The sequence below is a fragment of the Chryseobacterium sp. Tr-659 genome, from assembly GCF_011752975.1.
Classification (GTDB): domain Bacteria; phylum Bacteroidota; class Bacteroidia; order Flavobacteriales; family Weeksellaceae; genus Chryseobacterium.
Map to the genome: position 1 here is coordinate 1 of NZ_VWWP01000007.1, position 25,481 is coordinate 25,481.

The following is a 25,481-nucleotide window of genomic DNA, read 5'->3' on the forward strand; positions in this document are numbered from 1 at the left end:
TGCCTATAATACTATAGAATTCTTAGCTATCCGCATAGTTTGTCATTCCGTAGGAATCTAGTTTACAAAATTCATAAACACCTTATTATTTATTTGATTCTCTAATATCTTTGCTTAGTATAACGCCTTTGCGAACATAGCGTTGTAAAATAGGTTTAAGCTAAAGCTCGTTCCTATTGCATATTTTTTTTTCGATGATTTTACTGATTACGCAGATTATTATTTCCAAGGTTTATCTACCATAATTGTTATTCCGTAGAAATCTAAATAGCGTATTCAAGTTTAGATGAGACCCGCTTCTACTAAATTTCTACTGCAGACCAAAATATAAATGCTTCATCGTAAAAACAGGAGCGTAGATTCCTACGGAATGACAAGGTTAGCGTGTGATATGTATTGATTAATTGCCTATAATACTATAGAATTCTTAGCTATCCGCATAGTTTGTCATTCCGTAGGAATCTAGTTTACAAAATTCATAAACACCTTATTATTTATTTGATTCTCTAATATCTTTGCTTAGTATAACGCCCTTGCGAACATAGCGTTGTAAAATAGGTTTAAGCTAAAGCCCGTTCCTATTGAATATTTTTTCTCGATGATTTTACTGATTACGCAGATTATTATTTCCAAGGTTTATCTACCCATTAATAACATGTTCAATTAATAAGTATATGCTATTGAACAAAAATAAATACTTTGTAAATCTTTTGTAAAACAAATACAAAAAACTATCAATCAGCTTATTATTATTTTACACAGGCAAAACAACTCTTTTACAATCTTTACAAGAACTTCCCTCCTAATTTTACTTCATCAAAAAAATTAACGTTATGAAAAAGTTCATATTACTCATTGCCGTATCAGGTACATTCATTATGTGTAAAAAAGGAGAAGTTGCACAGGATAAAATTAATGAAGCTATTAGTACAGCTGACAGTGCCGCTACAGTAGCAACAGATGCTATAGATCATGCTAATAAAACGGCAGATAAGGTACTGGACTCGGCAAGTATCAAAATAAAAGATTTTGAAAATACTAAAAATGATATCCGTGAGAAAATAGAAAATACTTCTAAGATAGTGGATTCTTTGTCTGATAAAATCGCTTCTGTAAAACTGGAATCAAAAATTGAGAGAAAGGATTCTGCAGCTAAGAAAGCTGAAAAGATCGTTGTGAATGTTCCTGCCCCCAAAATCATTAAGGAAACTAAAGTTATTTATAAAGAAAAACCTAAAAATGACAGCTATGAACTGAATATGCCAAAAGACAGGATGGTAAAGTCGGGATACCTTACTATCAATGCAGACAATGCGGAAACTGTAAAGGAAATGATCCGGGAAGAAGCTATTAAAAACAACGGTTATATTAAAAACGAGAACCTTTCCTATGTGGAATCCGCCAGCCGTTATAAAGAAGACCAAAAGGTATACAGCCTGGACATCAAAGTTCCTATCCAGTATTTTGACAGTTTAATGGAGGCAATCAACAGAAATATCGGGGATATTGAAACAAAAGATATTCAGGTTTCGGGGCATCAGTATGCAGATAATACAATATGTACGGTCAATGTAAATATTACGGATAAAATCGAAACGAAAAAAGAACCTGACACTTTCGGGGGGAAATCACTGGCAGCCATTGAATCCGGATGGGACGTTATCACTTCTATTTTCCTTTTTATTCTTCCATTATGGCCTCTATTTCTGATTGCAGGAATAGGATATTATTTCTACAAAAAGAAAAATAAAAGTATTTCAGACAATGATTACAACTAAATTTTAATATTTTTTTAATAAGATTTCAGGTTTCAGATTAATTTTATTTATAATTTTATCAAAACATTCATAGAAGCCGCCATCTCAAGAGAAAACGTTCAAATAGGAATTGAAAACCGGCACAATTATGGTGAATGATTTTGTAAATGAATTTTCGTGATGATGGGAAATTCAAAATAAACCAGGAAATTTTTATTTCATATATTAATATTTTGTGATTTGGTGTAAAGAATAAGGCCCTCAGATTGAGAGCCTTATTTATTTTATTTCATATTCACTACTTTGTCTACGACAAACTTTGTATTTCCTCTCCACGGAAGCGCACCATTGTATTCTTTGTAATGAAGATCAAAGGTTTTACCGCTGTTGGTTTCCAATTGTTTAAAAACTTCAGGATCGTCTACAGAAAACTCAAACTCATAACTGGTAATGGTTCCTGTTTTTCCTCTTCCGAAACCTTCCTGAATCAGTTTACCTTCATAGGTTTTGAAGATATACCCTTTTTTCATCGCATAATTCAGGTATCCGGATTTTACTCCTTCCCCGAAAACGAAGAAGAACTTATACCATATAAATACTCCTAACAAAAGAAGTACTACACCGAGAGTGATCCACAAAGATTTTTTCATAGATAGTGTGTTTTATAAAATTATTATTTTGCGATACTTCTGGAGATCACAATTTTCTGGATTTCTGAAGTTCCTTCATAGATCTGAGTGATTTTTGCATCTCTCATTAATCTTTCTACGTGATATTCTTTCACATATCCGTATCCACCGTGGATCTGTACCGCTTCAATAGTAGTGTCCATTGCCACCTGAGAAGAGTATAATTTTGCCATAGCTCCGCTTTCAGAGATATCTTTTCCTGCATCTTTCTCACAAGCTGCTTTGAAACACAGCATTCTAGCGGCAGTGATCTGAGTGGCCATATCTGCTAATTTGAATGCAATCGCCTGGTGGTTGATGATTTCAGTTTTGAATGCTTTTCTTGTTTTAGCATATTTCAAAGCCAGCTCATAAGCACCTGAAGCAATACCTAAAGCCTGGGAAGCAATACCAATTCTTCCTCCGTTCAATACAGCCATTGCAAAGTTGAATCCGAATCCGTCAGCGCCAATTCTGTTTTCTTTCGGAACTTTTACATTGTTGAAGATCAAAGAATGTGTGTCACTTCCTCTGATTCCTAATTTGTCTTCTTTTGGTCCGATTTCAAAACCTTCCCATCCTCTTTCTACGATGAAAGCATTGATTCCTTTGTGTTTTTTCTCAGGATCCGTCTGTGCAATTACAATATAATAAGAAGCTGTTCCACCGTTCGTGATCCAGTTTTTTATTCCATTTAATAAATAGTAATCTCCTTTATCTTCAGCAGTTGTTTTCTGAGAAGTTGCGTCAGAACCTGCTTCCGGCTCAGATAAAGCAAATGCTCCAATTACCTGCCCGCTTGCCAGTGGAGTAAGATATTTCACTTTTTGCTCTTCAGAAGCAAATTTTTCAAGACCTGCGCAAACCAAAGAATTGTTTACAGACATTACAACAGCTGCAGAAGCATCTACTTTTGCAATTTCCTCCATTGCCAGCACGTAAGAAACGCTGTCCATACCTGCACCGCCGTATTTTGGATCTACCATCATTCCTAAAAGCCCCATTTCTCCCATTTTCTTCACCTGTTCTGTAGGGAATTTCTGGTCGCGGTCTCTTTCAATAACTCCAGGTAATAGTTCGTTTTGTGCAAAGTCTCTTGCTGCCTGCTGAATCATCAGCTGTTCTTCCGATAAATTAAAGTCCATAAAAAAAATAATTAGATAGCCGTAAATTTACACTTTTTAAGCAAATCTGAAAAAATAAATTGGAAGTACGGAAAATAGCGGGAAAAAGGCTGTTATAAATAATCCGGGTAAAGATCATTCCATGTAAAATCTGAACTTAGCCAATAAATAACTGTGCAATGATTTTACATTAAATAAGTTTACATTTTTGTGTTTTCGGTCCTTTTTTTGATGAAATATATTATGGTAAGCATTTAACTAATTTTCATTTATTACAATGAGGTGTCTACAATTAAAAAAAATGCTTATATTTAGATTTCTTTATAAATTATTTAAAAAATCATGACGATTAAGAGATTATTCGATATTCCGCACTACGCTTTAGAAAAATATCCTAAAACGGATATGTTTGTAACGAAGTATCATGGTGAATGGAAAAAGACTTCTACACAGGAGTTTATCAATGAAGGAAATAAAATATCCAGAGGACTACTAAAGCTGGGCATAAAACCGGGTGATAAAATCGCTTTGATAACCACCAATTCCCGTACGGAATGGGCTATTATGGATTTTGGAATGTCTCAAATCGGGGTTGTCTCTGTACCGGTTTATCCAAGTATTTCTCCTGAAGATTATGAATTTATCTTCAATAATGCTGAAATTCAATATTGCTTTGTTTCTGATAAAGATCTGTTGAATAAAGTAATGAAGGTAAAACACAATATTCCAAGTTTACAGGGAATTTTCACTTTCGATAACATCAGCGGAGCTGCCAACTGGAGAGAAATCCTGGATCTGGGCAAAGACGAATCCACACAAATAGAAGTGGATGATCTTTCCAATGCTATCCATACGGAAGATCTGGCTACTATTATTTACACTTCCGGAACAACCGGAAGACCTAAAGGAGTAATGCTGACCCACAATAATATTGTCTCCAATATATTGGGTGCTATTCCAAGAATTCCAAAGAAAAAAAGCTTTGATTATAAGGAAACACGAGCATTAAGCTTCCTTCCAATCTGCCACATTTTTGAAAGAATGCTTTTCTATCTTTACCAATATAATGGTTTTTCTCTTTATTTTGCTGAAAGTATTGAGAAAATGGGTGAAAACGTAAAAGAAGTGAAGCCTCATTATATGACCGTAGTTCCAAGACTTGTAGAAAAGGTATATGATAAAATTTACAATACAGGTTCTTCTGCCGGAGGATTGAAATCAAAAATATTCTTCTGGGCTTTAAACCTGATTTCCAAAAAGAAAGAAATTTCAAAACCATCCGGACTACAGGAAATTATTGCTGACAAACTTGTATTTTCTAAATGGAGAGAAGGCTTAGGTGGTGAGATCATTACTTTGGTTTCGGGATCTGCCGCTTTATCTACCAGACTTAATTTAATGTTCCAAAATGCCGGTATTCCTATTCTGGAAGGCTATGGCTTAACGGAGACTTCTCCGGTAATCTCTGTAAACAGCTTTGATAAAATGAAAGTGGGAACAGTAGGTATTCCTTTGGATAATCTGAAAGTAAAGATTCAGGAGGATGGTGAAATTACCGTAAAAGGACCTTCAGTATTTAAAGGATATTTCCAGAACGAAGAAATGACTAAAGAAGCCTTTACTGAAGATGGTTTCTTTAAAACAGGAGACATTGGACATATCGACAGCGATGGATTTTTGCAGATCACAGACCGTAAGAAGGAAATGTTCAAAACATCCGGTGGAAAGTATATTGCTCCTCAAACAATTGAAAATTTAGCTAAAGCTTCCAAATTCATTGAACAGATTATGGTAGTGGGTGATGGTGAAAAAATGCCATGTGCCCTGGTACAGCCAGATTTTGAATTTGCGAAAAACTGGGCAATGAGAAACAACCTCAATATTGGATCTACACCGGAAGAAATTGCTAAAAGCCCTGAACTGAAGCAAAGAATTGAAAAGGAAATTGACGGAATCAATGAACATCTTGGAAACTGGGAGAAAATCAAAAAGATTGAACTTACTCCAGAAGTATGGAGCATTGAAAGCGGATTACTGACGCCTACTTTAAAGCTAAAAAGAAAAGCCGTGAAAGAGAAGTTTATTGCTTTGTATAATAAGATGTACGATCATCAGGATTAATTATTAAATGAAACTATCCAAGTATACATTCATTTGCCAATTCATACTTTTTGGATTGGCTTTTTTTATGTTTTCCTGTAAGAAACAGATTGAAAGCCCTAAAACAATATCTAAGAAAAAAATTGAAGTCCCTCAGCCTTTAAACACTGACCCACTTAATGCTTTAAAAGAGAAAGCATTGAATGATTATATTCAAACTGCTGATATTATAAAACCGAATCCAAATAACGGAATTCCTTTTAACCAGCTTGATTATGATAAGATTATTGCTTATGAATTTGCAGGTGACGAAGAAATATACCCTAATGCTATTGACAAAAAGGGAAAATTTGTACCTGTCATATTAAAACAACAATTTTTAACTCAACAGCAAGCAGATCGTATTTTATCTGCCTTAGCAAAAAATTCAAGCTATGGAGAAAGCTCTGCTGCCTGCTTTCAACCTCATCTTGGGCTGGTATTTTTTAAAGGGACAAAAAAAATCAATCAGATAAGTATTTGTTTAAGTTGTAATTCTTCTGTTACAGAAATCCACATTCCCGCAAGAACGCATAAAGTATTTAATAAAGGAACAGAAAATGAGTACTTTTTCATTGGTTTCACTTCGTCTGGAAAGAAAGCAATCATCAATTTGTGCAAACAAATTAACTTTCAGTACGGAAACAAGGAAGGGTAATATATAAAAACACGAAAGTAATTCCCCCCCTGTTTTTTATAATTTTTTGATATAGATTGAAAAGATATACCCCAATTTATGGTGAATGAAAATTACATTATTGTAAAAACAATGTGATTGAGAATCCATAAAAAAAGCTGTCTCATTTCTGAGACAGCTTTTGTATGTTTTACAATCAATAATTAGAATTTAATTACAGATTTCATTCTCTCGTTTTCTTCCATTACCAATTCGTCATCAACAAGGATTTTCCCTGAATGCTCATCAATAATGATTTTCTTTCTCTGAGCAATTTCCATTTGCTTCTGTGGAGGGATAGTGAAGAAAGATCCTTTTGGAGCTCCTCTTTCTAATCCTACTACCGCAAGACCATTGATAGAGTTTGTTCTGATTCTGTTGTAAGAAGCTAATAATCTCTCATCGATTTTACCAGCATATTCTTTAGACTGATCTAAAAGATATTCTTCTTCTTTTTGAGTTTCAGAGATCAAACCGTCCAATTCTTCTTTCTTGAATTTCAAATGATTTTTCAAATCGCCAATCTTGGCATTCAACTCACTTAAAGTTTCGTTTTTGTGAGCGATTTTTGCTCCGAATTCTTTAATTCTTTTTTCAGCAAGCTGAATTTCCAGATCCTGGAATTCCATTTCTTTTCCTAATGCTTCAAACTCTTTATTGTTTCTTACATTATCCTGCTGAGATTTGTATTTCTCAATTAAAGTCTTTGCATGGTTAATTACTTCATGCTTTGTCTTGATCTGATCATCCTGATCTTTGATGTCTGCATGAAATTTTTCAGCTCTTTTCTCAAGACCTTCAATCTCGATTTCAAGATCTTCAACTTCAATTGGCAATTCTCCTCTAGTATTTCGGATTTCATCCAATCTTGAATCAATGATCTGCAAATCGTATAAAGCTCTTAATTTTTCTTCAACTGAAATATCGTTGGTTTTTGCCATATTTAAATGAAATAATTTACTGGGTTTGTTTTTTCAATAGATTTTGAAATTGCAAATGTACTAAATTTTTGTGACAAAATTTCAAATAATTGTTGAGTTACAAATTGTTCAGATTCATAATGACCTATATCACAGATCAGCATTTTAGACTCTGCTAAAAAATAATCATGGTATTTAAGATCTCCTGTGAGATAAGCATCACATTTTTTGGCTGCTGCAGATCTGATACCACTAGCTCCGGAACCACCCAAAACCCCTACTCTTTTGATTTTTTTATTATTGAATGAGGAATGTTTTATCATCTCAAGCCCAAACTTCTCTTTTACAAATTTGAGAAAATCCGCCTCATCCATCTCTTCTTCAAGGTCACCATACATTCCTAACCCGGTATGATGGTTTTTATTATCCAGACTGTACACCTGATGGGCCACTTCTTCGTAAGGATGTGCAGCTTTCATTGCGCCTACAATCTGACCTTGCTTATAGCCTTCAAAAATCACAGAGATCATATCTTCATCCGCATTTTCACGAATTCCCTGTTGTCCTGAGAACGGATTTGAGCCTTCTACCGGTCTGAACGTCCCGTTTCCATTAATGGTAAAACTGCATTCATCATAAAACCCTATACTTCCTGCTCCTGCAGAAAATAGGGCTTCTTTTACTTTTTCCGAATACTCTTTCGGAACAAAAACCGTAAGCTGTTTCAGGTTATTTTCTTTTGGCTGCAGAATTTTTAGATTTTTTAACCCAAGCTGGCTGCATATTCCGTGGTTCACTCCAAAGAAATCATTATCAAATGCCGTATGAATAGCATAAATGGCAATTTTATTTTCGATAGCTTTTAACACCGCTCTTTCTACATAGTTTTTCCCTGTTAAAGATTTTAATCCGGAAAAAATGATAGGATGAAAACATACAATCAGATTACAGTTTTTCTGAATAGCTTCATCCACTACATTTTCCAACGCATCATGACAAACCAGGATTCCGGAGACATTACGATCAGGAACTCCGCAGAGCAGACCTACATTATCAAAATCTTCTGCCTGTTGTAAAGGAATAAGTTTATCTATTTCTGAAATTACTTTTCTTATTGTCATTTTATTCTGTATGTTTGCTACGAAAATAACGATAATTTGTTAATTTTAAAAAACATTAAAAATGGAAAGAGAGCACAATCTTGTTCCTGAAGATAAGCTCTGGAAAAGATTTCTTTACAGGATCATTTACCGTTCTGATACAAGGCTCGGAAAATTATTCGACATTATATTACTATCTTTAATTCTTGCAAGTACTGCCATTATCATGATGGAAAGCGTACCTCAGCTTGATAAAAAATTCCATTATACTTTTCTGGTTCTTGAGTGGGTGATTTCTGTTTTCTTCACGCTTGAATATTCCATGCGGATTGCTGTACTAAAAAATAAACGAAGTTATATTTTCAGTTTTTTCGGGGTTATAGATTTTCTTGCACTGGTTCCTTTCTTTCTCAGTTTTTTCTTTCCGATCACCAAATATTTTCTGATTTTCAGAATGCTGAGAATGCTGAGAATTTTCAGAATTTTCAATTTACTCGATTTCATGAATGATGGCTACCTTATTGTCCGCGCATTGAGGAACAGTTCCAGAAAAATTTATATATTTTTATTATTCCTGATTATTTTTTCGGTGATCGTAGGTTCACTGATGTTTATGGTGGAAGGCGGCCGTCCCGGGTTTGAAACCATTCCACAGTCGATCTATTGGGCAGTCGTTACGGTAACTACTGTAGGATATGGTGACGTATCTCCGGTTACTCCTATGGGAAAATTTTTTGCTGTTGTTCTGATGCTTGCCGGTTATTCCATTATTGCTGTTCCCACGGGAATTGTAACAGCCGAAATGCGAAATAAAAGACAAAACCTTGAAAAGGTGTGTGATCGTTGTGGAAATGAGGATATTGATGATGACGCAAGGTATTGCAAACAATGTGGCAAGAAATTAGCTTGATATTTGGTATTAAACATACAAATACCACAAAATCATGGAACCACAAAAGAAAAACAAACCGAACAGCTTAGTCGTCATCCTTTTTGCACTTATTGTATTAATGATCATTGTCTATTTTATACTAGCCATGTTCTTCCCTACTGTTTTTGACCTTATGAACAAAGGAGATATACAACCCGTACCTAATAAGTAATATGCAATGAATGATTATTGCACAATAATATAAAAGACGGATCATTTCTGATCCGTCTTTTTTTAATTTATATCTGAATTATTCAGTTATTTTTTAATGACTTTAACGGTTTGTTTTGATCCGTCCTTCATTTCCAGAGTTACTAAATACATTCCTTGTTTCAATTCATTTAAATGTATTGTAGAATCTGGGTTTGCAATAGTTTTCATCAGTCTTCCTGAAGCATCCATTACCATTATGTTTTTCACGTTCTTCACATCAGAAATGTTCAACACATCGGTAAAAGGATTCGGATACACTTTGATCCCGCTTTTTGTTTGGGAAACCTCAGATACTGCCAGATTAGCATTTGTAATACTGATATCATCAAGATACAGATAATACTGATTAGCATCTGAGTAAGCATTAAATCCAAAATAATATATTCCCGTTGTCGGAACAGTAAATGTTATAGATTCTGCATGTAAAGTATTATCATTGATTGACGGATAGTCTGCAATCGGGTTTGTCATCGCAGATACATTGGCTGAAGTTCCAAAAGCTACTTTTAACTTCTCCGTATAGTCCGTATCGTTATTTCCGTACTTGTAACTGATTGTATACTGCATTCCGGCCGTTAAATTTAATCCTTGAGTAAAGAACCATGCATCAGCAGGGCTAGAAAAATCATATTCATACTTCAAAACATTAGTATCGAATCCCTGAATATCAGAAGGCGCAGAATCTGTTATCCAATCGCTTCCCGATCCTGCATTGATATTTTCCGTACAGCCGGGAAGATCAGGAACCGAAACATTTTCAAAGTCTAAAGTATAAGGCAGATTTGCGGTTGCACATAACGTAGTGAATGTAGTATAATCACTCCATATACTTTTATCAGAAGCACTGCATGCGGATCTTACCCAAACATAATATGTTGTATTCGGAGCTAAGCTTGGGATATTATAAGTGGTAGCAGTAACTCCCGTAAAATTAGGTGTACTGGTTCCTGTAGGAGCAGTATTGGCTGTACTGTAATAAATCTCATATCCGTTAGCCGGTGCAGGATTGGATGCCGTCCAGGAAATAGAGGCTCCGGCAGCTGTAATATTTGAATGGGTTAATACTGTAGGCTCACTGCATGTAGGAGTTACAGCCACATTAATGTCATCAACATATAATCTGTTCATATCAGCATCAGAATACGCCTGGAATCCAAAGTAATAGGTACTTGTAGTGGCAGGGGTAAAATCTACGAAAGCACTTGTTGCTGCACTGATAATAACATCCGGATAGTCTGCCAGTGTATTTGTCATACCAGCACTTGATGCTGAAGTTCCATACGCCACTTTTAATTTCTCAGCATAGACTGTTCCTGCTGCATTTCCATATTTATATCTGATTCTGTAGCTAACTCCTGCAGTAAGGTTAATTCCGTTGGTGAAAAACCAGGTATTTGCAGGGTTTGAAGAATCATACACATATCTGAGAACATTACCTGTAAAGCCCTGATCAGCTAAATTGTACGTCTGCCATATATTTCCCGAGCCATCATTAACGGCTGAAGTACAAAGCGGTAAATTCGGAGTATTTAAACTTTCAAAATCCAGTGTGTAAGGTACATTTACAGCAACACAAGCAGTAGTAAACGTAGCCATTTGAGACCATAAACTCTTATCTGTGGCAGTACATACCGAACGTACCCATACATGATAAGCAGTAGCTGGAGTAAGCATAGATAAGTCAGCGCTCAGAGTTGTATTCGTTCCGGAAGCTGTAGTAGTTGCCGTTGGAGGTGTAACGGAAGTTGAATAATAATATTCATATCCACCGTTTGGTGCTGAAGACGAAGCGGTCCATGCAATATGAGCGGAGTTGGATGTAACTGCGGATACCGTTACTCCAGTTGGAGCAAGGCAGGTCGGAACTGCACCAATCACAACTTTATAATCATGAGCTTCTCCATAACCATCTATGTTACAAGGAATAGGATCACTTAAAAACCGATCTCCAACTCTCATTCTGTAAGTACCTGGTGTAACGGTAGCAGGAATAATAATCATACCGGATGTAATATCGTTTCCTCCTACTGAAGAGCTGGTACCTGAGGCAACAAGTTCAGGTGTAGTATCATCAAAGATTCCGTCATTGTTAAAATCAATCCAGACTCGTACATGCTGACTGCTGTAACCATGTGTAACAGAGAAATCATAGCTCAATCCTGCATTTAGATTAATTGTCATTGAAGTGTAATCTCCATATGATCCGGAAGAACAGCCGGTATTTGCATGGTTAAACCCTGCGGAAGGAATGGTAAAGGAGTCAATCATATCTCCCCCGCTACACCCATCGCTAAATTCTGGTATACAATAAGTTTGCGCAAATGAAAAGAAGCCTGTCATTAAAAGGCCAGCAAGTAAAATCTTTTTCATACAATAATATTTATAACCCAAATCTAGTAAAATTCGACATTAAAACATAAAATTTTTATATAAAATTCAATAAATACAAAATTTTTTTCATCATCTGTAAAATTCATAAAATACTCTACTATTCCTTTCCATATGTTTTCTATTTTGGGTAAAAAAAAGAGACCGCCCTAAGGCAGTCTCTCTCGTGTGTTAAAAAAAATAAATTATTTTTTAATGGCTTTAACGGTTTGTTTAGTTCCGTCTTTCATATTCAATACCACTAAATACATTCCTTCTTTCAAGTCTCTTAACTGAAGTACTGAAGACGGGTTTTCAATAGTCTTCACCAGTCTTCCGGCAAGATCAATCACTGAAACAGATTGTACTTTTGATACATCAGAGATTGTCAATGTATCAGTAAATGGATTAGGATACACTTTGATACTATTATCTTTTCCAGCCACTTCAGAAGTTCCAAGGCACGCTGAATCCACAGTTACCACAACCGGTTGTCTTGCACTTTCACAACCACTTGAGAACTTCCAGTTATAGATATAATACCAGTAATTAGGACCAGAAGAGAAACTATTACCTGTTACACTTACCACGCCTGATGTAATCGGATAGTTAGCTCCATCCGTATTTCTATTCAGGTAGATCTGCACTCCGGCCCCTTGTCCGATTCTGTATCCTGTTCCCGCAGGTAACGCATAATTAAGATTAATTGTTTGTGGAGTTGTTCCATCATTAACCGCAACTGTATAAGGAACAGAAAGCAAAGTAACACCAGCGTTATTTTTGATTTCTATTGCAGAGCTGGTTCCTATAGCCGCTGAAGAAGTAGGGAAAACATCAATACTATATAATGTGATCGGAGACGCCACATCAAATATCTGATAATACATATTAATATCATAATTTGAAGAGCTAATACTTCCGAACGTTGATGGATTTACCGGACCAACAACACCTACGGCACTGTTATTTTTAGCAGATACATAATAAGTAGTTGTTGAAGAAATAACAGGTGTTGTATAAGAATTACCTGTTCCTAGCGGAGTTACCGCCGTGTTGCTATCATACCATGAAATAGTTGCCCCCGCATCTGCAGTTGCAGAAATAGTTGCAGTTCCTGAAGCCCCACAAATAGTAGCCGGAGTTGCACTTAAAAGCGCCGGTGGCTGACACAGCGTTCTAAATGTAGCCATTAAAGACCAAACGCTCATATCTGTTCCGCTGCAGTGAGATCTTACCCAAACATAATAAGTTGTAGAAGGAGCTAACGAAGACAAAGGTGTAGAAAGTCCCGGAACTCCGTTAATATTAGGGTTAGCAGCACTTGTAGGAGCTGTATTCGATGTACTGTAATACACATCATAACCACCTGCCGGAGGTGTTGTGGAAGCAGTCCACGAAAGATTAGCTGAATTAGGTGTAATTGTACCAACAGTTAATGCGGTAGGCTCTATACAAGTTGGTATTTTTTCAACAAAAACATCATCCAGATAGATACCTCTTGCAGATCCTCCTAAGCCGTGTTTAATTGCTAAATACTGATCAGAACCAGCAGGGATAGTTACCAAATAGGATGCCCATGAAGAAGTAAGGCTAATACTGCTTCCAACAGCAGTAAAAGATGCTGGGTTAGAAGGATTGGAAAGCGTTCCTACCTGTAAAGTATACCCTGTACTGCCTCCTTTTGCCATGAATCTTACCTGTCTTGTACCATCTGTTAAATTTGTGGTTTGCGGTGAAACCAGCATTATATTTCCGGTGGTATCACTACTATTGTATAAATAATAGCAATTAGGCGAGGTGTTAGGGGAAGTACTAGATACATACCCATATCCTGCACTGTTTGCAGTTTCTACATAAGACCAGCAAAGAGGGGCATTAGTATTAGTGGATGAACCTGTAGCTGTAGTGTCAAAGTTCTGAGCATACGGCGCGTTGGTAGCTGAACAGATTGTTGAGAAACTTCTTTCTGTACAATTAGTAGAGCTTTGTGTTGCTGTATAAGCACCTATTGAATAATAATAGATGGTAGAATTATTAAGAGGTGTAGGTAAAGTATACGTAGTTACATTTCCTACATCTGCATTATTCAGAACATCTGCTGCTCCGGGTGTAGTACCTATTCTCAGCTTATATCCGCTTACTCCTGTTACCGCAGACCATGTAAATGTTGGTGTCAGCGAAACTGCCGCTGCCGAAGCTGCCGGAGCAGATACCGTAGGACAGATTGATAATGTAGTGAACGTTCTTTCTGAGCAGCCTACAGAGGTATTTGTAGCATTGTAAGAATTGATTGTATAATAATATTTCGTATTATAATTCAGCTCATTAGGAAGCGTGTAAGTAAGCACGTTTCCAACATCAAAACCATTCAGGACATCTGTTCCTCCTGATGTAGTTCCAATGGAGATTTTATATCCTGTGGCTTCAGCATTTGACGCCCATGTAAATGTAGGTTTTACAGCAACTCCCGTAGCACTGGAGCTTGGTGCAGACACTGTAGGACACAATGTTAAAGTTGTGAAATTTCTTTCCGTACAGCTTGAAGATGTTAAAGCACCGCTATATGAGTTTACTGTATAATAATATTTTGTATTGTAATTAAGCGGTGTCCCGTTGTAAGTATAGGTAGTTACATTCCCTACATCCATGTTATTCATCACGTCTGTACCGCCTGTGGTTGTTCCGATAGAAATCCTATATCCTGTTGCGGCATCAGATGCTGTCCAGGTAAAAACAGGAGTTCTTGAAACGTTTGTTGCAGAAGAAGACGGTGCTGAAACTGTTGGACAAGGAATTGTCTTTGTTATAAAACTTCTTTCTGTACATCCCGTTGCCACTCCCATTGTATTTTTAGGAGAAACAGTAAGATAATAGGTTGTCATGTAAGACAACTGTGAAGCCGCCGGAACCGTGTAACTTGTCACTAGCCCTACATCCACATTATTCATAATATTGTTACCTCCCGGTGTTGTTCCAAGATTTACAACATAAGAAGTTGCTCCTGATGCTGTAGCCCAGCTGAAGGTAGGAGTAAGAGAAACTCCTGTAGCCCCGACTGCCGGTGCTGATATTGCACTACATGCGGGCGGTGATGCTGGTGTCAATCCCAACACTTGCATTACGGACCTGTATCCAGACTGCGTACCTGTAATTGTAGGTGCTGCAGGATCCGGGTTAGTAGTGTCATTTCTATAGTATAGACTGGAGTTTGAAGCTACAGAATATTTATAGAAATACTCACTGGTTCCTCCTGCAGTATCATATCCATCTTTATTTTCATCAATAGCAACCACCAGATTATCTACATTATTGTAAGCAAAAGGGGTAGTAAATGTTACATCTACCATTCCGTTATTGTTGGTAACTGTACCGGCAAAAACCTGGGTAAGGGAAGATATTGGCACCCATGAAGTACTTGTTGCAAATGTATCATTTGGGGTGTGTCCCAGATACACTACAATTTCATTCGAGTTCAGTAAAGTCGCAGTACTTCCTAAAAAGAACCTTAGTCCTGTGATATTCCCTGCGGTTGTATTCAGCTCTGTCTTTTTAATAATCTGCTGACAATAGGAAAATTTGTAGTAATTACTCCAAGGTATCGCATCAGAGGAACTGGTAATGGATGTACCACTTCCTAACTGAAGTTGTGCAGATGCTCCTATTCCGAGAGCCAGCATGCACATGAGTAGAATTTTCTTCATAAATAGTAATAATAATAATTGTTAGGGCGGTAAATGTATAAATATTAATCCAAATATTAAAAAATATCATAAAATATTAAACAAAAACTCATAATAACATTATTATTTTACAATAAAATCAAACAGTTATTTAATTTTAATAAATATTTCGCAAATCAATGAAAAACAATATGTATTTAAAGATCAAATAGTTACGTTTAATTCACTCAAAATCGGTTCATGAAAAATTTTCTACTTAACATAAAAAAATATTAAAAAAATTACTACAATTCAAACAATAAGTAAACAAAAAAAAGTGACCCAAAAGCCACTTTTATTTTTGTTGTTATTTATTTTTTAATTCAGATAGAACTCATATTTATTGAGCAGCTGAATTTCTTTTATCAGATCTCCGTTCAGATCTACTGAATGTTTCATAGACTGCACTTCAATATGAGAATCATCTTCAATGTTTTTAATAAAAAATTTCAGCTTTTGATTTCCTTTATTACGATCGAGAACAGTCCTGAAAAAGTCCAGATCTTCAGGTCTTACATCCATTACATCCATCACCAGAGATATACTCTTAGCAAACCTTTCAAATGCTTCCTGAAGCTCGATTACATCATTTACATTAACAAAAACTCTCCCATCCTTTACCTGGGCAAATTTAATTTTAAAAATAACAAACCGCTGCACTTCAAGCTTTTCTTTCAACCTCATATAGTCTCTGTCTCCCAATCTGAAAGAGTATGAACCTGAATAATCCTCCAGGGTTACAAAAGCCACTTTTTCGCCACTTCTGAAGCCATCCTGAACTCTGTACTCCGTAATCAAGCCAGCTACAGTATATTCTTTCCCTGCGCCTCCGTTTTCTCTTTCTTTCTGAAGTGTTTTCCAGTCTTTCTTTTTCTCTTCGAATAATTCTTCCTGCTTATTGGCAAAAGCCTGTTCTTTATAAGCATCTACCTCATCCAGGTTTAAGAAAAGGAAATTACCTTTGGGTTCTGCCTTTTTGGTTACTTCTTCTACAACTTCCTCTTCCCCTGCTGATAAATCATCTGAAACAATCTCTGCAAGATCAACCGTTTCATCCTGTGAATCCTGCTCCAGAACAGGAGCTTCATCTGTGACCACCTTTTCTTCTTCATCTTTTTCCAGCACTGCTTTTTTAGAAAGCTGTCCCTGCATAAATTGGAACTGGTATTTAAACTCATCCAATGGGTGTGCGGAAAGATAGAACCCAATGATTTCTTTTTCTTTGTTAAGCTTATGCATATTCGGCCATTCCGGACATGGCGCAAGTTTTGGCTGCTCGATCTGAACTTCTTCCGCAAAATCCGCAAATAGAGAATGTTCCATCTCATTTTTACTTTCCTGAAAACTCTGGCCATATCTGATCAGTCTTTCAAGATTTGTTCTTCCAGCCATATCGATATCAAAATACTGACCTCTATGGAAAGAGTCCAATTCATCAAAAGCTCCGGCCAGCACCAAACTTTCCGCCACTCTCTTATTCATTTGAGAAGGCAATATTCTTTCAAAGAAATCGTAAATATTTTTAAATCTTCCGTTTTCTCTTTCTCTTGTGATCGCTTCACTCGGCCCTTCCCCGATTCCTTTAATTGCACCTAATCCAAAACGGATCTGCCCTTTTTCGTTTACGGAGAATTTATATTGAGATTCATTCACATCCGGTCCTAAAACATCAACTCCCATACTTTTGCAATCTTCCATGAACATGGTAATTGAATCTGTATTGTTAATGTTGTTACTCATTACACTCGCCATGTATTCTGCGGGATAGTTTGCTTTCAAAAACGCTGTCTGGTAAGCGATAAATGCATAACAGGTAGAGTGTGATTTGTTGAAGGCATATTCTGCAAAGGCCTTCCAGTCATTCCAGATCTTTTCTAACCTTTCTTCATTCAGATTGTTCTTTCTTCCTCCTTCAATAAATTTAGGATACATCTTGTTCAGAACATCGATCTGCTTTTTACCCATTGCTTTTCTGAGGGTATCTGCCTCACCTTTTGTAAAATTGGCCAGCTTCTGAGACAAAAGCATTACCTGCTCCTGATAAACGGTAATTCCGTAAGTTTCTTTTAAATACTCTTCTGTTTCCGGTAAGTCGTAAACAATTTCTTCAATTCCATGTTTTCTGTTAATGAAATTCGGGATATATTTAATCGGGCCCGGACGGTACAATGCGTTCATGGCAATAAGATCGGCAAAAACAGTTGGTTTAAGCTCTCTCATATACTTTTGCATTCCGGGACTTTCATACTGGAAAATCCCCACCGTTCTACCTTCTTTAAACAATTGATAGGTTTTGGTATCATCCAACGGAATAAGATCCGGATCAATATCCAGCCCATATCTTGCTTTTACCAGCTTCAGTGCATCTTTAATGATCGTCAGGGTTCTAAGGCCCAGGAAGTCCATTTTCAAAAGCCCTGCACTTTCCGCTACCGAGTTATCAAACTGCGATACGAGGATATCGGCATCTTTTGCTGCAATGGTTACCGGAACAAGATTACTTACATCTTCAGGAGTAATGATTACACCACAAGCATGAATACCTGTATTCCTGATACATCCTTCCATTTTTTTCGCACTCGCAAGTACGCCATGGCGGGCATCATCCGGACTATCAAGAACATACCTCATCTCATCGACAAGCATCTGTTCTTCTGGTTTCAGTTTATCATATTTTGCTAAAGCTTTCGCTATATTCATTCCTGGTGTGGAAGGAATCAGCTTGGCAATATTATTGGTATCAGGAATCGGAACATCCAGCACTCTTCCTGCATCTTTAATGGCAGATTTTCCACCAAGAACGGAATAGGTAATGATCTGCGCCACCTGACTCTGTCCGTATTTGTCGATTACCCATTTGATAATCCTGTCTCTTCCTTCATCATCAAAATCGATATCAATATCAGGCATCGATACCCTTTCCGGGTTCAGGAATCTCTCAAAAAGGAGATCATATTTAATAGGATCCACATTGGTGATCCCTATACAGTAAGCTACTGCTGATCCGGCAGCCGATCCCCTTCCTGGACCTACCCATACTCCCATATTACGGGCTTCATTACAGAAGTCCTGCACAATAAGGAAGTATCCCGGATAACCGGTATTGGCAATTACTTCCAGCTCGAAATCAAGACGTTCTTTGATCTCATCAGTAATCCCGCCAAACTGGTCATATCTTCTTTTGGCTCCTTCATATGTTAGATGGGTAAGATAAGCCATTTCCCCTCTTTTTCCTCCGTCTACCTCATCTTCAGCATGGATAAATTCTTCCGGAATATCAAATTTAGGAAGCAATACATCTCTTTTTAAGGTATAAGGTTTAAACTTTGCAAAGAATTCCTCATAAGCCTCAAATGCATCAGGATAAGCCAGGAAAGCTTCTTTTATTTCATCGGAATTTTTGATATAATATTCCCCTGTTGCCAGTCCTCTTCGTTTACCGAATCCTTTTCCAACAGGTGTTGAAAGCTTTTCTCCATCTTTGATACAGCTTACAATATCCTGAATATTGGAATCATCTTTATTGGTATAGAACGTTTCGTTCTGCGCCAGAATTTTAACATTGTATTTATCTGCCAGATATAAAAGAACTTCATTCAAGTGTTCTTCCTCTGGCAGTTTATGGTTTTGAAGCTGTACATAAAAGTCATCTTCAAAGGTATCTTTCCACCATTTGAAGAGTTCCTCTCCTTTCTGTTCCCCGGTATTCAGAATTGCATCGGGAATATCTCCCATAATTCCGGAAGTGAGTGCAATTATTCCTTCTTTATATTGGGCAATAAGTTCGCGGCTTATCCTCGGAACCCCAAAATAGAACCCTTTAAGGAAACCGATACTTGAAAGTTTCGCCAGATTTTTATACCCGTTAAAATCTTTTGCTAAAAGTACAACCTGAGTTCTCCTGTCCGGATCATCTTTGGTAAACTGCTTCTGTTCATAGCGTTCTGAAATATAAAACTCACAGCCCACCACAGGAATCAGAGGTTCAGAAACCGGTTCTTCTTCGTTAAATTCTGTTCCGTTTTCTTCCGCCTCCTGCTTTTTAGCTAAATATTCTTTATGCTTTTTGCTTCTGTCTCCGTTAGCTCCTTCCACTGCTGAAACAAACTTGAAAGCCCCCATCATATTCCCAAGATCCACCATCCCTACTGCAGGAAAGTTTTCATCAGAAGCTTTTTTAATCAGGTCATTGATACTTGAAGTAGCCGTAAGTGTAGAGAAGACGCTATGGTTATCGAAATTGAAATATTTGCCTAAATCAATTTCATCAATACTTCCGAAATCCTGCTGCTTTTTCTTATTATGAAAATCAGCAACCTGCCTTCTGATAACAATACTGAAAGGCTTGATGGGATCGGGGTAAAGGCTTTTAAAATAACTTAGCTGATCTTCGGATGTTTTCAGAAGTTCAGCAGGAATTATTCCAATTCTCATCATTTCAAAGAACACCTGAGCGGTAGCATTTACATCCGCCGCCGCATTGTGAGCTTCGTCAAATTTATTACCGTAGAGCTTTTCGTATAGCTCTTCAAGTTTCGGAGGTTTAAACCTGCCTCCTCTTCCTCCGCCTAGCTGGCAGAAGTCGGTTCCCAGAATCATTGTATCCGCTCTGGGTTTTTCCTGTAAATTGTCTTTTAAATTTTTTCTGTAAAATTCTGCTCCTACAATATTATAGTCGAATTCTACATTATGCCCGGAAACTACCCTAACTTTTTCAAGGACTTTAGAAAACTCTTCTAAAATCTCCTGAAGATCACGTCCTTCTTCATTGGCGATTTTCGTTGTAATTCCGTGAATTCTTGCTGCATTAAAGGGAATATCATACCCTTCAGGCTTTATTATATAATCCTGGTTTTCTATCAAGTTTCCATCATCATCGTGCACTTGCCATGCAATCTGAACCATTCTTGGCCAGTTATCCGAATCTGAAAGCGGAGCGTTGAAATTTTTTGGTAACCCTGTTGTTTCTGTGTCAAAAATTAAATACATATAATGTTCTAACTTTTCTATAAAAAAAGAGAACGTAAAGTTACTTCATTTTTTTTATAAAACTTACGACAGACCACAAAGGATGACGGTATTTTTTTACTAAAAGATAATTTCTCAGCATTCATATTAATTTACATTAGGAACAAACGATAATTTAAATAATTGACACCAAATTACTTTTAACAAAATAAAAATCATGTAATATTTCCTTTTTGATTCCCGCTCTCATCCACCTCAGAATTATTGAATGATGACGACCAGGCATAATCAACAACAAATATCAGCATCAAAAGCAACAGAGTCCAAAAATCCGTAAAAAATAGTTATTTCTATTTCTCAGCTGTCTTCACAGTTATAAAAACGATATTTTTTTATTTAATCCATAGAAACCATAAATTCATAAGAACAAAAAGCACTTCAAACTTAATTTTTCTTCAGTAATTAAACATAATATTTCCTTTTTCAAAAGAATAAAAAACAAGAAACACATTAGTTACATTAAAATTATAAAAACAAAAATAAAAATAAATTCATTTTTTTAACAAAAACACTGATATACAACAAGTTAAAACAAAACAATATATTTATTCAATATATTTGACTATTACAATGACATTATTAAAAATTATGAATAAAATCTTTATTTCTATCAGTATTTTAATTATTTCTTTAGCAAGTGCACAAAATAGCAATGAAATTTTACAAAGAAAATTTGAAAAACAAAACGAAGAGAACAATAAGAAATTTGATTCTTATGTGACCAGACACTACGGTTCTAACAGGAGCCCTAAAATCTTAAAAGAGATTGAGGAGCAGAGAAAGAATCTGGGAGGTTTTATGCCTGATGGCAAACCTTATTTTCTTCAGGCAGATGACATGGACCAAATAAAGAACTCAAATGCTGACTTTCTCCAAAACGGGACCATAACAGGGCTTACAGGCTCTTTCAATGGAGAAAATATAAAATATACTGTTTTTGATGGCGGAAGAGCGTTTGCCGGGCATATTTTCTTTGATAATATTCCCAATAGAGTTACCAATAAAGAAACAGCGACTATGAATTACAGCCAGCACGCGACTGCTGTTACAAGTTTTATCGGCTCAAAAGACTTTCCTTACACATTTCAGCTTAGTAACGGAGGTACCCATCCTGTAAACTTTAAAGGGATTGCTCCTAATTCTACGTTTGATAATTATGCATTTACAACCACTACTTTGCCTGGAAATACCACCACAAGCACTGTATTTCAGAAAATACTTACGGCAGCACCCAAAATCTCCAATCACTCCTACGGAACAAATATGGGATGGCATGATCAGATCATTGCCGGAGCGCTGGTATGGACCGGAAGCTACGATGCAGGAACCTATTATGATATACAGGGAACTTATTTTACAGACGATCAAAACTATGATGAGATTGTGTATAATAATCCTTCTTATGTCATTGTAAAATCTGCCGGTAACTCATATGGAATGGGACCTAATGGAAATACAACTCCAAGATATTATCAGGATGCCACAGGTAATAACGTACCATTTGCAGCGACTGATGTTTTACCTCCAAACAATTGCTCCCAGGGATATGACTGCATTGGGGGAGGCTCTCTGGCCAAAAACCTCATTATTGTTGGTGCTACTGATATTATCACATCAAATAATGGCAGGTATACAGTTCCCGGTGATGTCATTCATTCAAATTACAGCAGTGCAGGGCCAAGAGATGATGGTGGAATTAAACCAGACATCACCACTACAGGAACGGATGTTGCCCATGCTGCAACTGCTGAAGATACCACAGGAAGCCAGAATGCAAGTGTAGGAAGCGGAACTTCTTATTCAGCACCGGTAGTAACGGGTATTATTGGTGTTTGGATGCAAGTTTACAAACAGCTGTTTCCTACTCTTGAACTTAATGCAGCATCTGCGAAAACCTTAACTATACACTCTGCTTCAGAGGCAGGAAATATTGGCCCTGATCCATGGTTTGGCTGGGGATATATCAATGCTAAGAAAGGAGCAGAATTATTAGTAGGAAAATCAAACAATACTGTTATTTTTAATGATGAAACTTTAAATAATGCTGCAACAAACCAGAAAACTGTGGTTGCATCTGGCAGTGAACCTTTGAAAGTAACAATATCATGGATTGATCCCGCGTATGTAGTTCCAAACGATCTCACATGGCAAGATGCTTATAATAACAGAAGTTCCAGATTAATTAACGACCTGGATTTAAGAATCATAGACACTGTAACTAATACCATCTACTTCCCGTGGAAGCTTAATGCTAATAATCCGATGGCCCCTGCTACAAAAGCAGATAATACAGTTGATAATGTAGAGCAGGTAGTTATTGATGCTCCTGTTGCCGGAAGAAGCTACAGAATTGAGATTTCCAATAAGGGGACATTAAAAAATAACACTCCTCAAAACTATTCGATTATTGCTACCGGATATACACAACTTTTAAACACAAGAGATGTTAATCACTTATCGGGTATTGCTGTAGTGCCTACTGTAACTAAAGATATTGTCAGTATTCTTAAAGCTCCTAAGAAATCAACGTTTACCGTTTATGATCTATCCGGTAAAAAACTACAAACCGGAATAGTTAATAGTGACAGAGAAGCAATAGATCTATCATCAAATCCAAAAGGGATATACATCATTGAGATAAAAACCAATAAGGACATTATTTCTAAGAAAGTTATTAAAGAATAATCCTTTACTTCATGCAATTTTCACAAAATACTAACAGTTGTTAGTATTTTGTTTTTTTATGTATATTTGCTTCCTATGGAAAATACACTTCACGAAAAAGTTTCTCAGGATATATTACTCAAAGCGTATAATCATATGATGCTGGCTAAAGCCATGGCTGATATCTACGAAGAGAATAGAAATATCTGTAAATATGTTCATAGTACATCAAGAGGGCATGAAGCTATTCAGCTTGCAACTGCTTATCAGCTTAAGAAAGAAGACTGGGTTTCTCCTTATTACAGGGATGAAAGTATTCTTTTAGGAATTGGCTTTGAGCCTTACCAGCTTATGCTTCAGTTATTAGCTAAAGCTGATGATCCTTTTTCGGGAGGAAGGTCTTATTATTCACACCCTTCAAGTAGGGATGAAAACAAACCAAAGATCATTCACCAGAGTTCCGCAACCGGAATGCAAACTATCCCGACTACAGGAGTAGCACAGGGAATCAAATACATTCAGGACTTTAATCTTCAGAATTTCGAAAACAATCCTGTAGTGGTATGCAGCCTTGGGGACAATTCCGTAACTGAAGGTGAAGTGAGCGAAGCTTTACAGTTTGCAGCTTTGCACCAGCTTCCGATTATTTTTCTTGTTCAGGATAATGAATGGGGAATTTCCGTAACGAAAGAAGAAGCCAGAACCTGTGACGCCTATGATTTCGTAGCCGGATTTACCGGATTAAGCAGAATGAGAGTGGACGGAACTGATTTCGTGGAAAGTTTCGAAGCGATGAAAAAAGCTGTTGATTTCGTAAGAACAGAGAGAAAGCCTTTGGTGGTATGTGCAAAAACCGTATTAATCGGCCACCATACTTCCGGCGTGAGAAGAGAATTCTACAGAGATGAAGAAGATTTAACAAAACATAGAGCAAAAGATCCGGGAGAAATCCTTAGAAAACATTTACTGGAAACAGGAGCGGATGAAGATCTTTTAAAACAAATCACTAAAAAAGCCCGTCTTGAGGCTGAAGAAGCTTTTGAAAGAGCTAAAAATGCAGAAGATCCAAAACCTGAAACGGTAATGCAGCACGTTTTTGCTCCTACTCCAATTACTGAAGAAGCAGGAACCCGTGAACCTGCTAACGGAGAAAAGATCGTGATGGTAGACGCTGCTATCCATGCTATTCAGGAGCTGATGTGGAAACATCCTGAAGCTCTTCTATACGGACAGGATGTTGGAGAAAGAATTGGTGGGGTTTTCCGTGAAACGGTGACATTAGGGAAAAAATTCGGCAGCAAAAGGGTTTTTAATACCGCTATTCAGGAAGCTTATATTATTGGATCTACAGCCGGAATGAGTGCTGTAGGATTAAAACCAATCGTTGAAGTACAATTTGCTGATTATATTTACCCGGGAATTAACCAGTTGATCACTGAGATTTCAAAATCCAGCTATTTAAGTGGCGGAAAATTTCCTGTAAGCAACATCATCCGTGTACCTATCGGAGCTTATGGCGGCGGCGGACCATACCATAGCGGAAGCGTTGAAAGTATTTTAGCGAATATTAAAGGAATAAAAATAGCCTATCCGAGTAACGCTGCTGATTTCAAAGGATTGCTGAAAGCCGCTTATTATGATCCGAATCCTGTAGTAATGCTTGAGCACAAAGGATTATACTGGAGCAAAGTTCCGGGAACAGAAGATGCTAAAACCATTGAACCTGCAGAAGACTATGTTCTTCCATTTGGAAAAGGAAAAGTAATCATTGAAGCAGATAAGGATGAAACTGAAAAAGGCAGAACCTTATTGATAGTTACTTACGGAATGGGAGTTTATTGGGCTAAAGAGGCTGCTAAAAATTTCAATGGAAGAGTTGAGGTGATTGACCTAAGAACTTTAATTCCACTGGATGAAGAACTTGTTTTTGAAAGAGTGAAAGCACACGGAAAATGCATCGTTCTCACCGAAGAGCAGCTTAATAACTCTTTTGCGGAAGCTTTTGCACACCGTATTTCCAAAAATTGCTTCAAGTATCTTGATGCACCTGTAGAAACCATGGGATCTTTGGATGTACCTGCTGTTCCTATCAACCTTGTACTGGAAAAAGAAATGCTCCCAAATGCTGAAAAACTTTCGAGCAAGATAGAAGAAATGTTGAAATATTAAATATTT

Annotated in this window: 14 protein-coding genes; 7 read left to right on the plus strand and 7 right to left on the minus strand. The window is 36.8% G+C overall.

Annotated features, from left to right (window positions below; translation table 11 throughout):
* Positions 1-833 precede the first annotated feature (833 nt).
* Positions 834-1,778 (plus strand): DUF4349 domain-containing protein, encoded by a 945-nt coding sequence (locus tag F3J23_RS14925; protein ID WP_167030654.1) that lies wholly within the window; start codon positions 834-836, stop codon positions 1,776-1,778.
* A 263-nt stretch (positions 1,779-2,041) separates the two neighbouring features.
* Here F3J23_RS14925 and F3J23_RS14930 read toward each other — a convergent pair whose 3' ends face one another.
* The gene (locus F3J23_RS14930; protein WP_167030659.1) at positions 2,042-2,407 is read right to left on the minus strand and encodes a hypothetical protein; all 366 of its coding nucleotides are present in this window, start codon (positions 2,405-2,407) and stop codon (positions 2,042-2,044) included.
* Between the two features lie 23 nt (positions 2,408-2,430).
* Positions 2,431-3,570, minus strand: a complete 1,140-nt coding sequence (locus F3J23_RS14935) for an acyl-CoA dehydrogenase (RefSeq protein WP_167030662.1) — start codon at positions 3,568-3,570, stop codon at positions 2,431-2,433.
* Between the two features lie 321 nt (positions 3,571-3,891).
* On the opposite strand from F3J23_RS14935, the gene F3J23_RS14940 reads away from it, so the two are divergent.
* Positions 3,892-5,670: an AMP-dependent synthetase/ligase gene (locus tag F3J23_RS14940; protein WP_167030665.1), complete on the plus strand. Its 1,779-nt coding sequence runs from the start codon at positions 3,892-3,894 to the stop codon at positions 5,668-5,670.
* A 67-nt stretch (positions 5,671-5,737) separates the two neighbouring features.
* Positions 5,738-6,346, plus strand: coding sequence for a hypothetical protein (locus F3J23_RS14945; RefSeq protein WP_167030668.1), 609 nt, complete (start codon positions 5,738-5,740; stop codon positions 6,344-6,346).
* Positions 6,347-6,528: 182 nt separating this feature from the next.
* Here F3J23_RS14945 and F3J23_RS14950 read toward each other — a convergent pair whose 3' ends face one another.
* Positions 6,529-7,305 (minus strand): zinc ribbon domain-containing protein, encoded by a 777-nt coding sequence (locus F3J23_RS14950; protein WP_167030671.1) that lies wholly within the window; start codon positions 7,303-7,305, stop codon positions 6,529-6,531.
* Positions 7,306-7,307: 2 nt separating this feature from the next.
* Positions 7,308-8,405, minus strand: coding sequence for a Nif3-like dinuclear metal center hexameric protein (locus F3J23_RS14955; protein ID WP_167030674.1), 1,098 nt, complete (start codon positions 8,403-8,405; stop codon positions 7,308-7,310).
* A gap of 61 nt (positions 8,406-8,466) precedes the next feature.
* Here F3J23_RS14955 and F3J23_RS14960 point away from each other — a divergent pair, with 61 nt between their 5' ends.
* The gene (locus tag F3J23_RS14960; RefSeq protein ID WP_167030678.1) at positions 8,467-9,294 is read left to right on the plus strand and encodes an ion transporter; all 828 of its coding nucleotides are present in this window, start codon (positions 8,467-8,469) and stop codon (positions 9,292-9,294) included.
* A gap of 34 nt (positions 9,295-9,328) precedes the next feature.
* Positions 9,329-9,487, plus strand: coding sequence for a hypothetical protein (locus F3J23_RS14965; RefSeq protein ID WP_167030680.1), 159 nt, complete (start codon positions 9,329-9,331; stop codon positions 9,485-9,487).
* An 86-nt stretch (positions 9,488-9,573) separates the two neighbouring features.
* Here F3J23_RS14965 and F3J23_RS14970 read toward each other — a convergent pair whose 3' ends face one another.
* From F3J23_RS14970 to dnaE, 3 genes are all read right to left on the minus strand, one after another.
* Entirely contained in the window at positions 9,574-11,898 is a 2,325-nt protein-coding gene (locus F3J23_RS14970) for a fibronectin type III domain-containing protein (RefSeq protein WP_167030683.1), read from the minus strand.
* A gap of 203 nt (positions 11,899-12,101) precedes the next feature.
* Positions 12,102-15,596 carry a fibronectin type III domain-containing protein gene (locus tag F3J23_RS14975; RefSeq protein WP_167030686.1) on the minus strand — a complete coding sequence of 1,165 codons (3,495 nt, stop codon included), beginning with the start codon at positions 15,594-15,596 and terminating at the stop codon, positions 12,102-12,104.
* 336 nt (positions 15,597-15,932) lie between these two features.
* Positions 15,933-20,603, minus strand: a complete 4,671-nt coding sequence (dnaE, locus tag F3J23_RS14980) for a DNA polymerase III subunit alpha (RefSeq protein WP_167030689.1) — start codon at positions 20,601-20,603, stop codon at positions 15,933-15,935.
* A gap of 627 nt (positions 20,604-21,230) precedes the next feature.
* Here dnaE and F3J23_RS14985 point away from each other — a divergent pair.
* The gene (locus F3J23_RS14985; RefSeq protein ID WP_167030692.1) at positions 21,231-23,327 is read left to right on the plus strand and encodes a S8 family peptidase; all 2,097 of its coding nucleotides are present in this window, start codon (positions 21,231-21,233) and stop codon (positions 23,325-23,327) included.
* A 75-nt stretch (positions 23,328-23,402) separates the two neighbouring features.
* A complete protein-coding gene (locus F3J23_RS14990) occupies positions 23,403-25,475 on the plus strand; it encodes a thiamine pyrophosphate-dependent enzyme (protein ID WP_167030695.1) in 2,073 nt (690 codons plus the stop codon).
* The last annotated feature ends 6 nt before the right edge of the window (positions 25,476-25,481 follow it).

What these genes read in the sequence shown, in the direction of transcription:
- F3J23_RS14925 (WP_167030654.1), top strand. Translation starts at nt 834, where the DNA reads ATGAAAAAGTTCATATTACTCATTGCCGTATCAGGTACATTCATTATG.
- F3J23_RS14930 (WP_167030659.1), bottom strand. Translation starts at nt 2,407, where the DNA reads ATGAAAAAATCTTTGTGGATCACTCTCGGTGTAGTACTTCTTTTGTTA.
- F3J23_RS14935 (WP_167030662.1), bottom strand. Translation starts at nt 3,570, where the DNA reads ATGGACTTTAATTTATCGGAAGAACAGCTGATGATTCAGCAGGCAGCA.
- F3J23_RS14940 (WP_167030665.1), top strand. Translation starts at nt 3,892, where the DNA reads ATGACGATTAAGAGATTATTCGATATTCCGCACTACGCTTTAGAAAAA.
- F3J23_RS14945 (WP_167030668.1), top strand. Translation starts at nt 5,738, where the DNA reads ATGTTTTCCTGTAAGAAACAGATTGAAAGCCCTAAAACAATATCTAAG.
- F3J23_RS14950 (WP_167030671.1), bottom strand. Translation starts at nt 7,305, where the DNA reads ATGGCAAAAACCAACGATATTTCAGTTGAAGAAAAATTAAGAGCTTTA.
- F3J23_RS14955 (WP_167030674.1), bottom strand. Translation starts at nt 8,405, where the DNA reads ATGACAATAAGAAAAGTAATTTCAGAAATAGATAAACTTATTCCTTTA.
- F3J23_RS14960 (WP_167030678.1), top strand. Translation starts at nt 8,467, where the DNA reads ATGGAAAGAGAGCACAATCTTGTTCCTGAAGATAAGCTCTGGAAAAGA.
- F3J23_RS14965 (WP_167030680.1), top strand. Translation starts at nt 9,329, where the DNA reads ATGGAACCACAAAAGAAAAACAAACCGAACAGCTTAGTCGTCATCCTT.
- F3J23_RS14970 (WP_167030683.1), bottom strand. Translation starts at nt 11,898, where the DNA reads ATGAAAAAGATTTTACTTGCTGGCCTTTTAATGACAGGCTTCTTTTCA.
- F3J23_RS14975 (WP_167030686.1), bottom strand. Translation starts at nt 15,596, where the DNA reads ATGAAGAAAATTCTACTCATGTGCATGCTGGCTCTCGGAATAGGAGCA.
- dnaE (WP_167030689.1), bottom strand. Translation starts at nt 20,603, where the DNA reads ATGTATTTAATTTTTGACACAGAAACAACAGGGTTACCAAAAAATTTC.
- F3J23_RS14985 (WP_167030692.1), top strand. Translation starts at nt 21,231, where the DNA reads ATGAATAAAATCTTTATTTCTATCAGTATTTTAATTATTTCTTTAGCA.
- F3J23_RS14990 (WP_167030695.1), top strand. Translation starts at nt 23,403, where the DNA reads ATGGAAAATACACTTCACGAAAAAGTTTCTCAGGATATATTACTCAAA.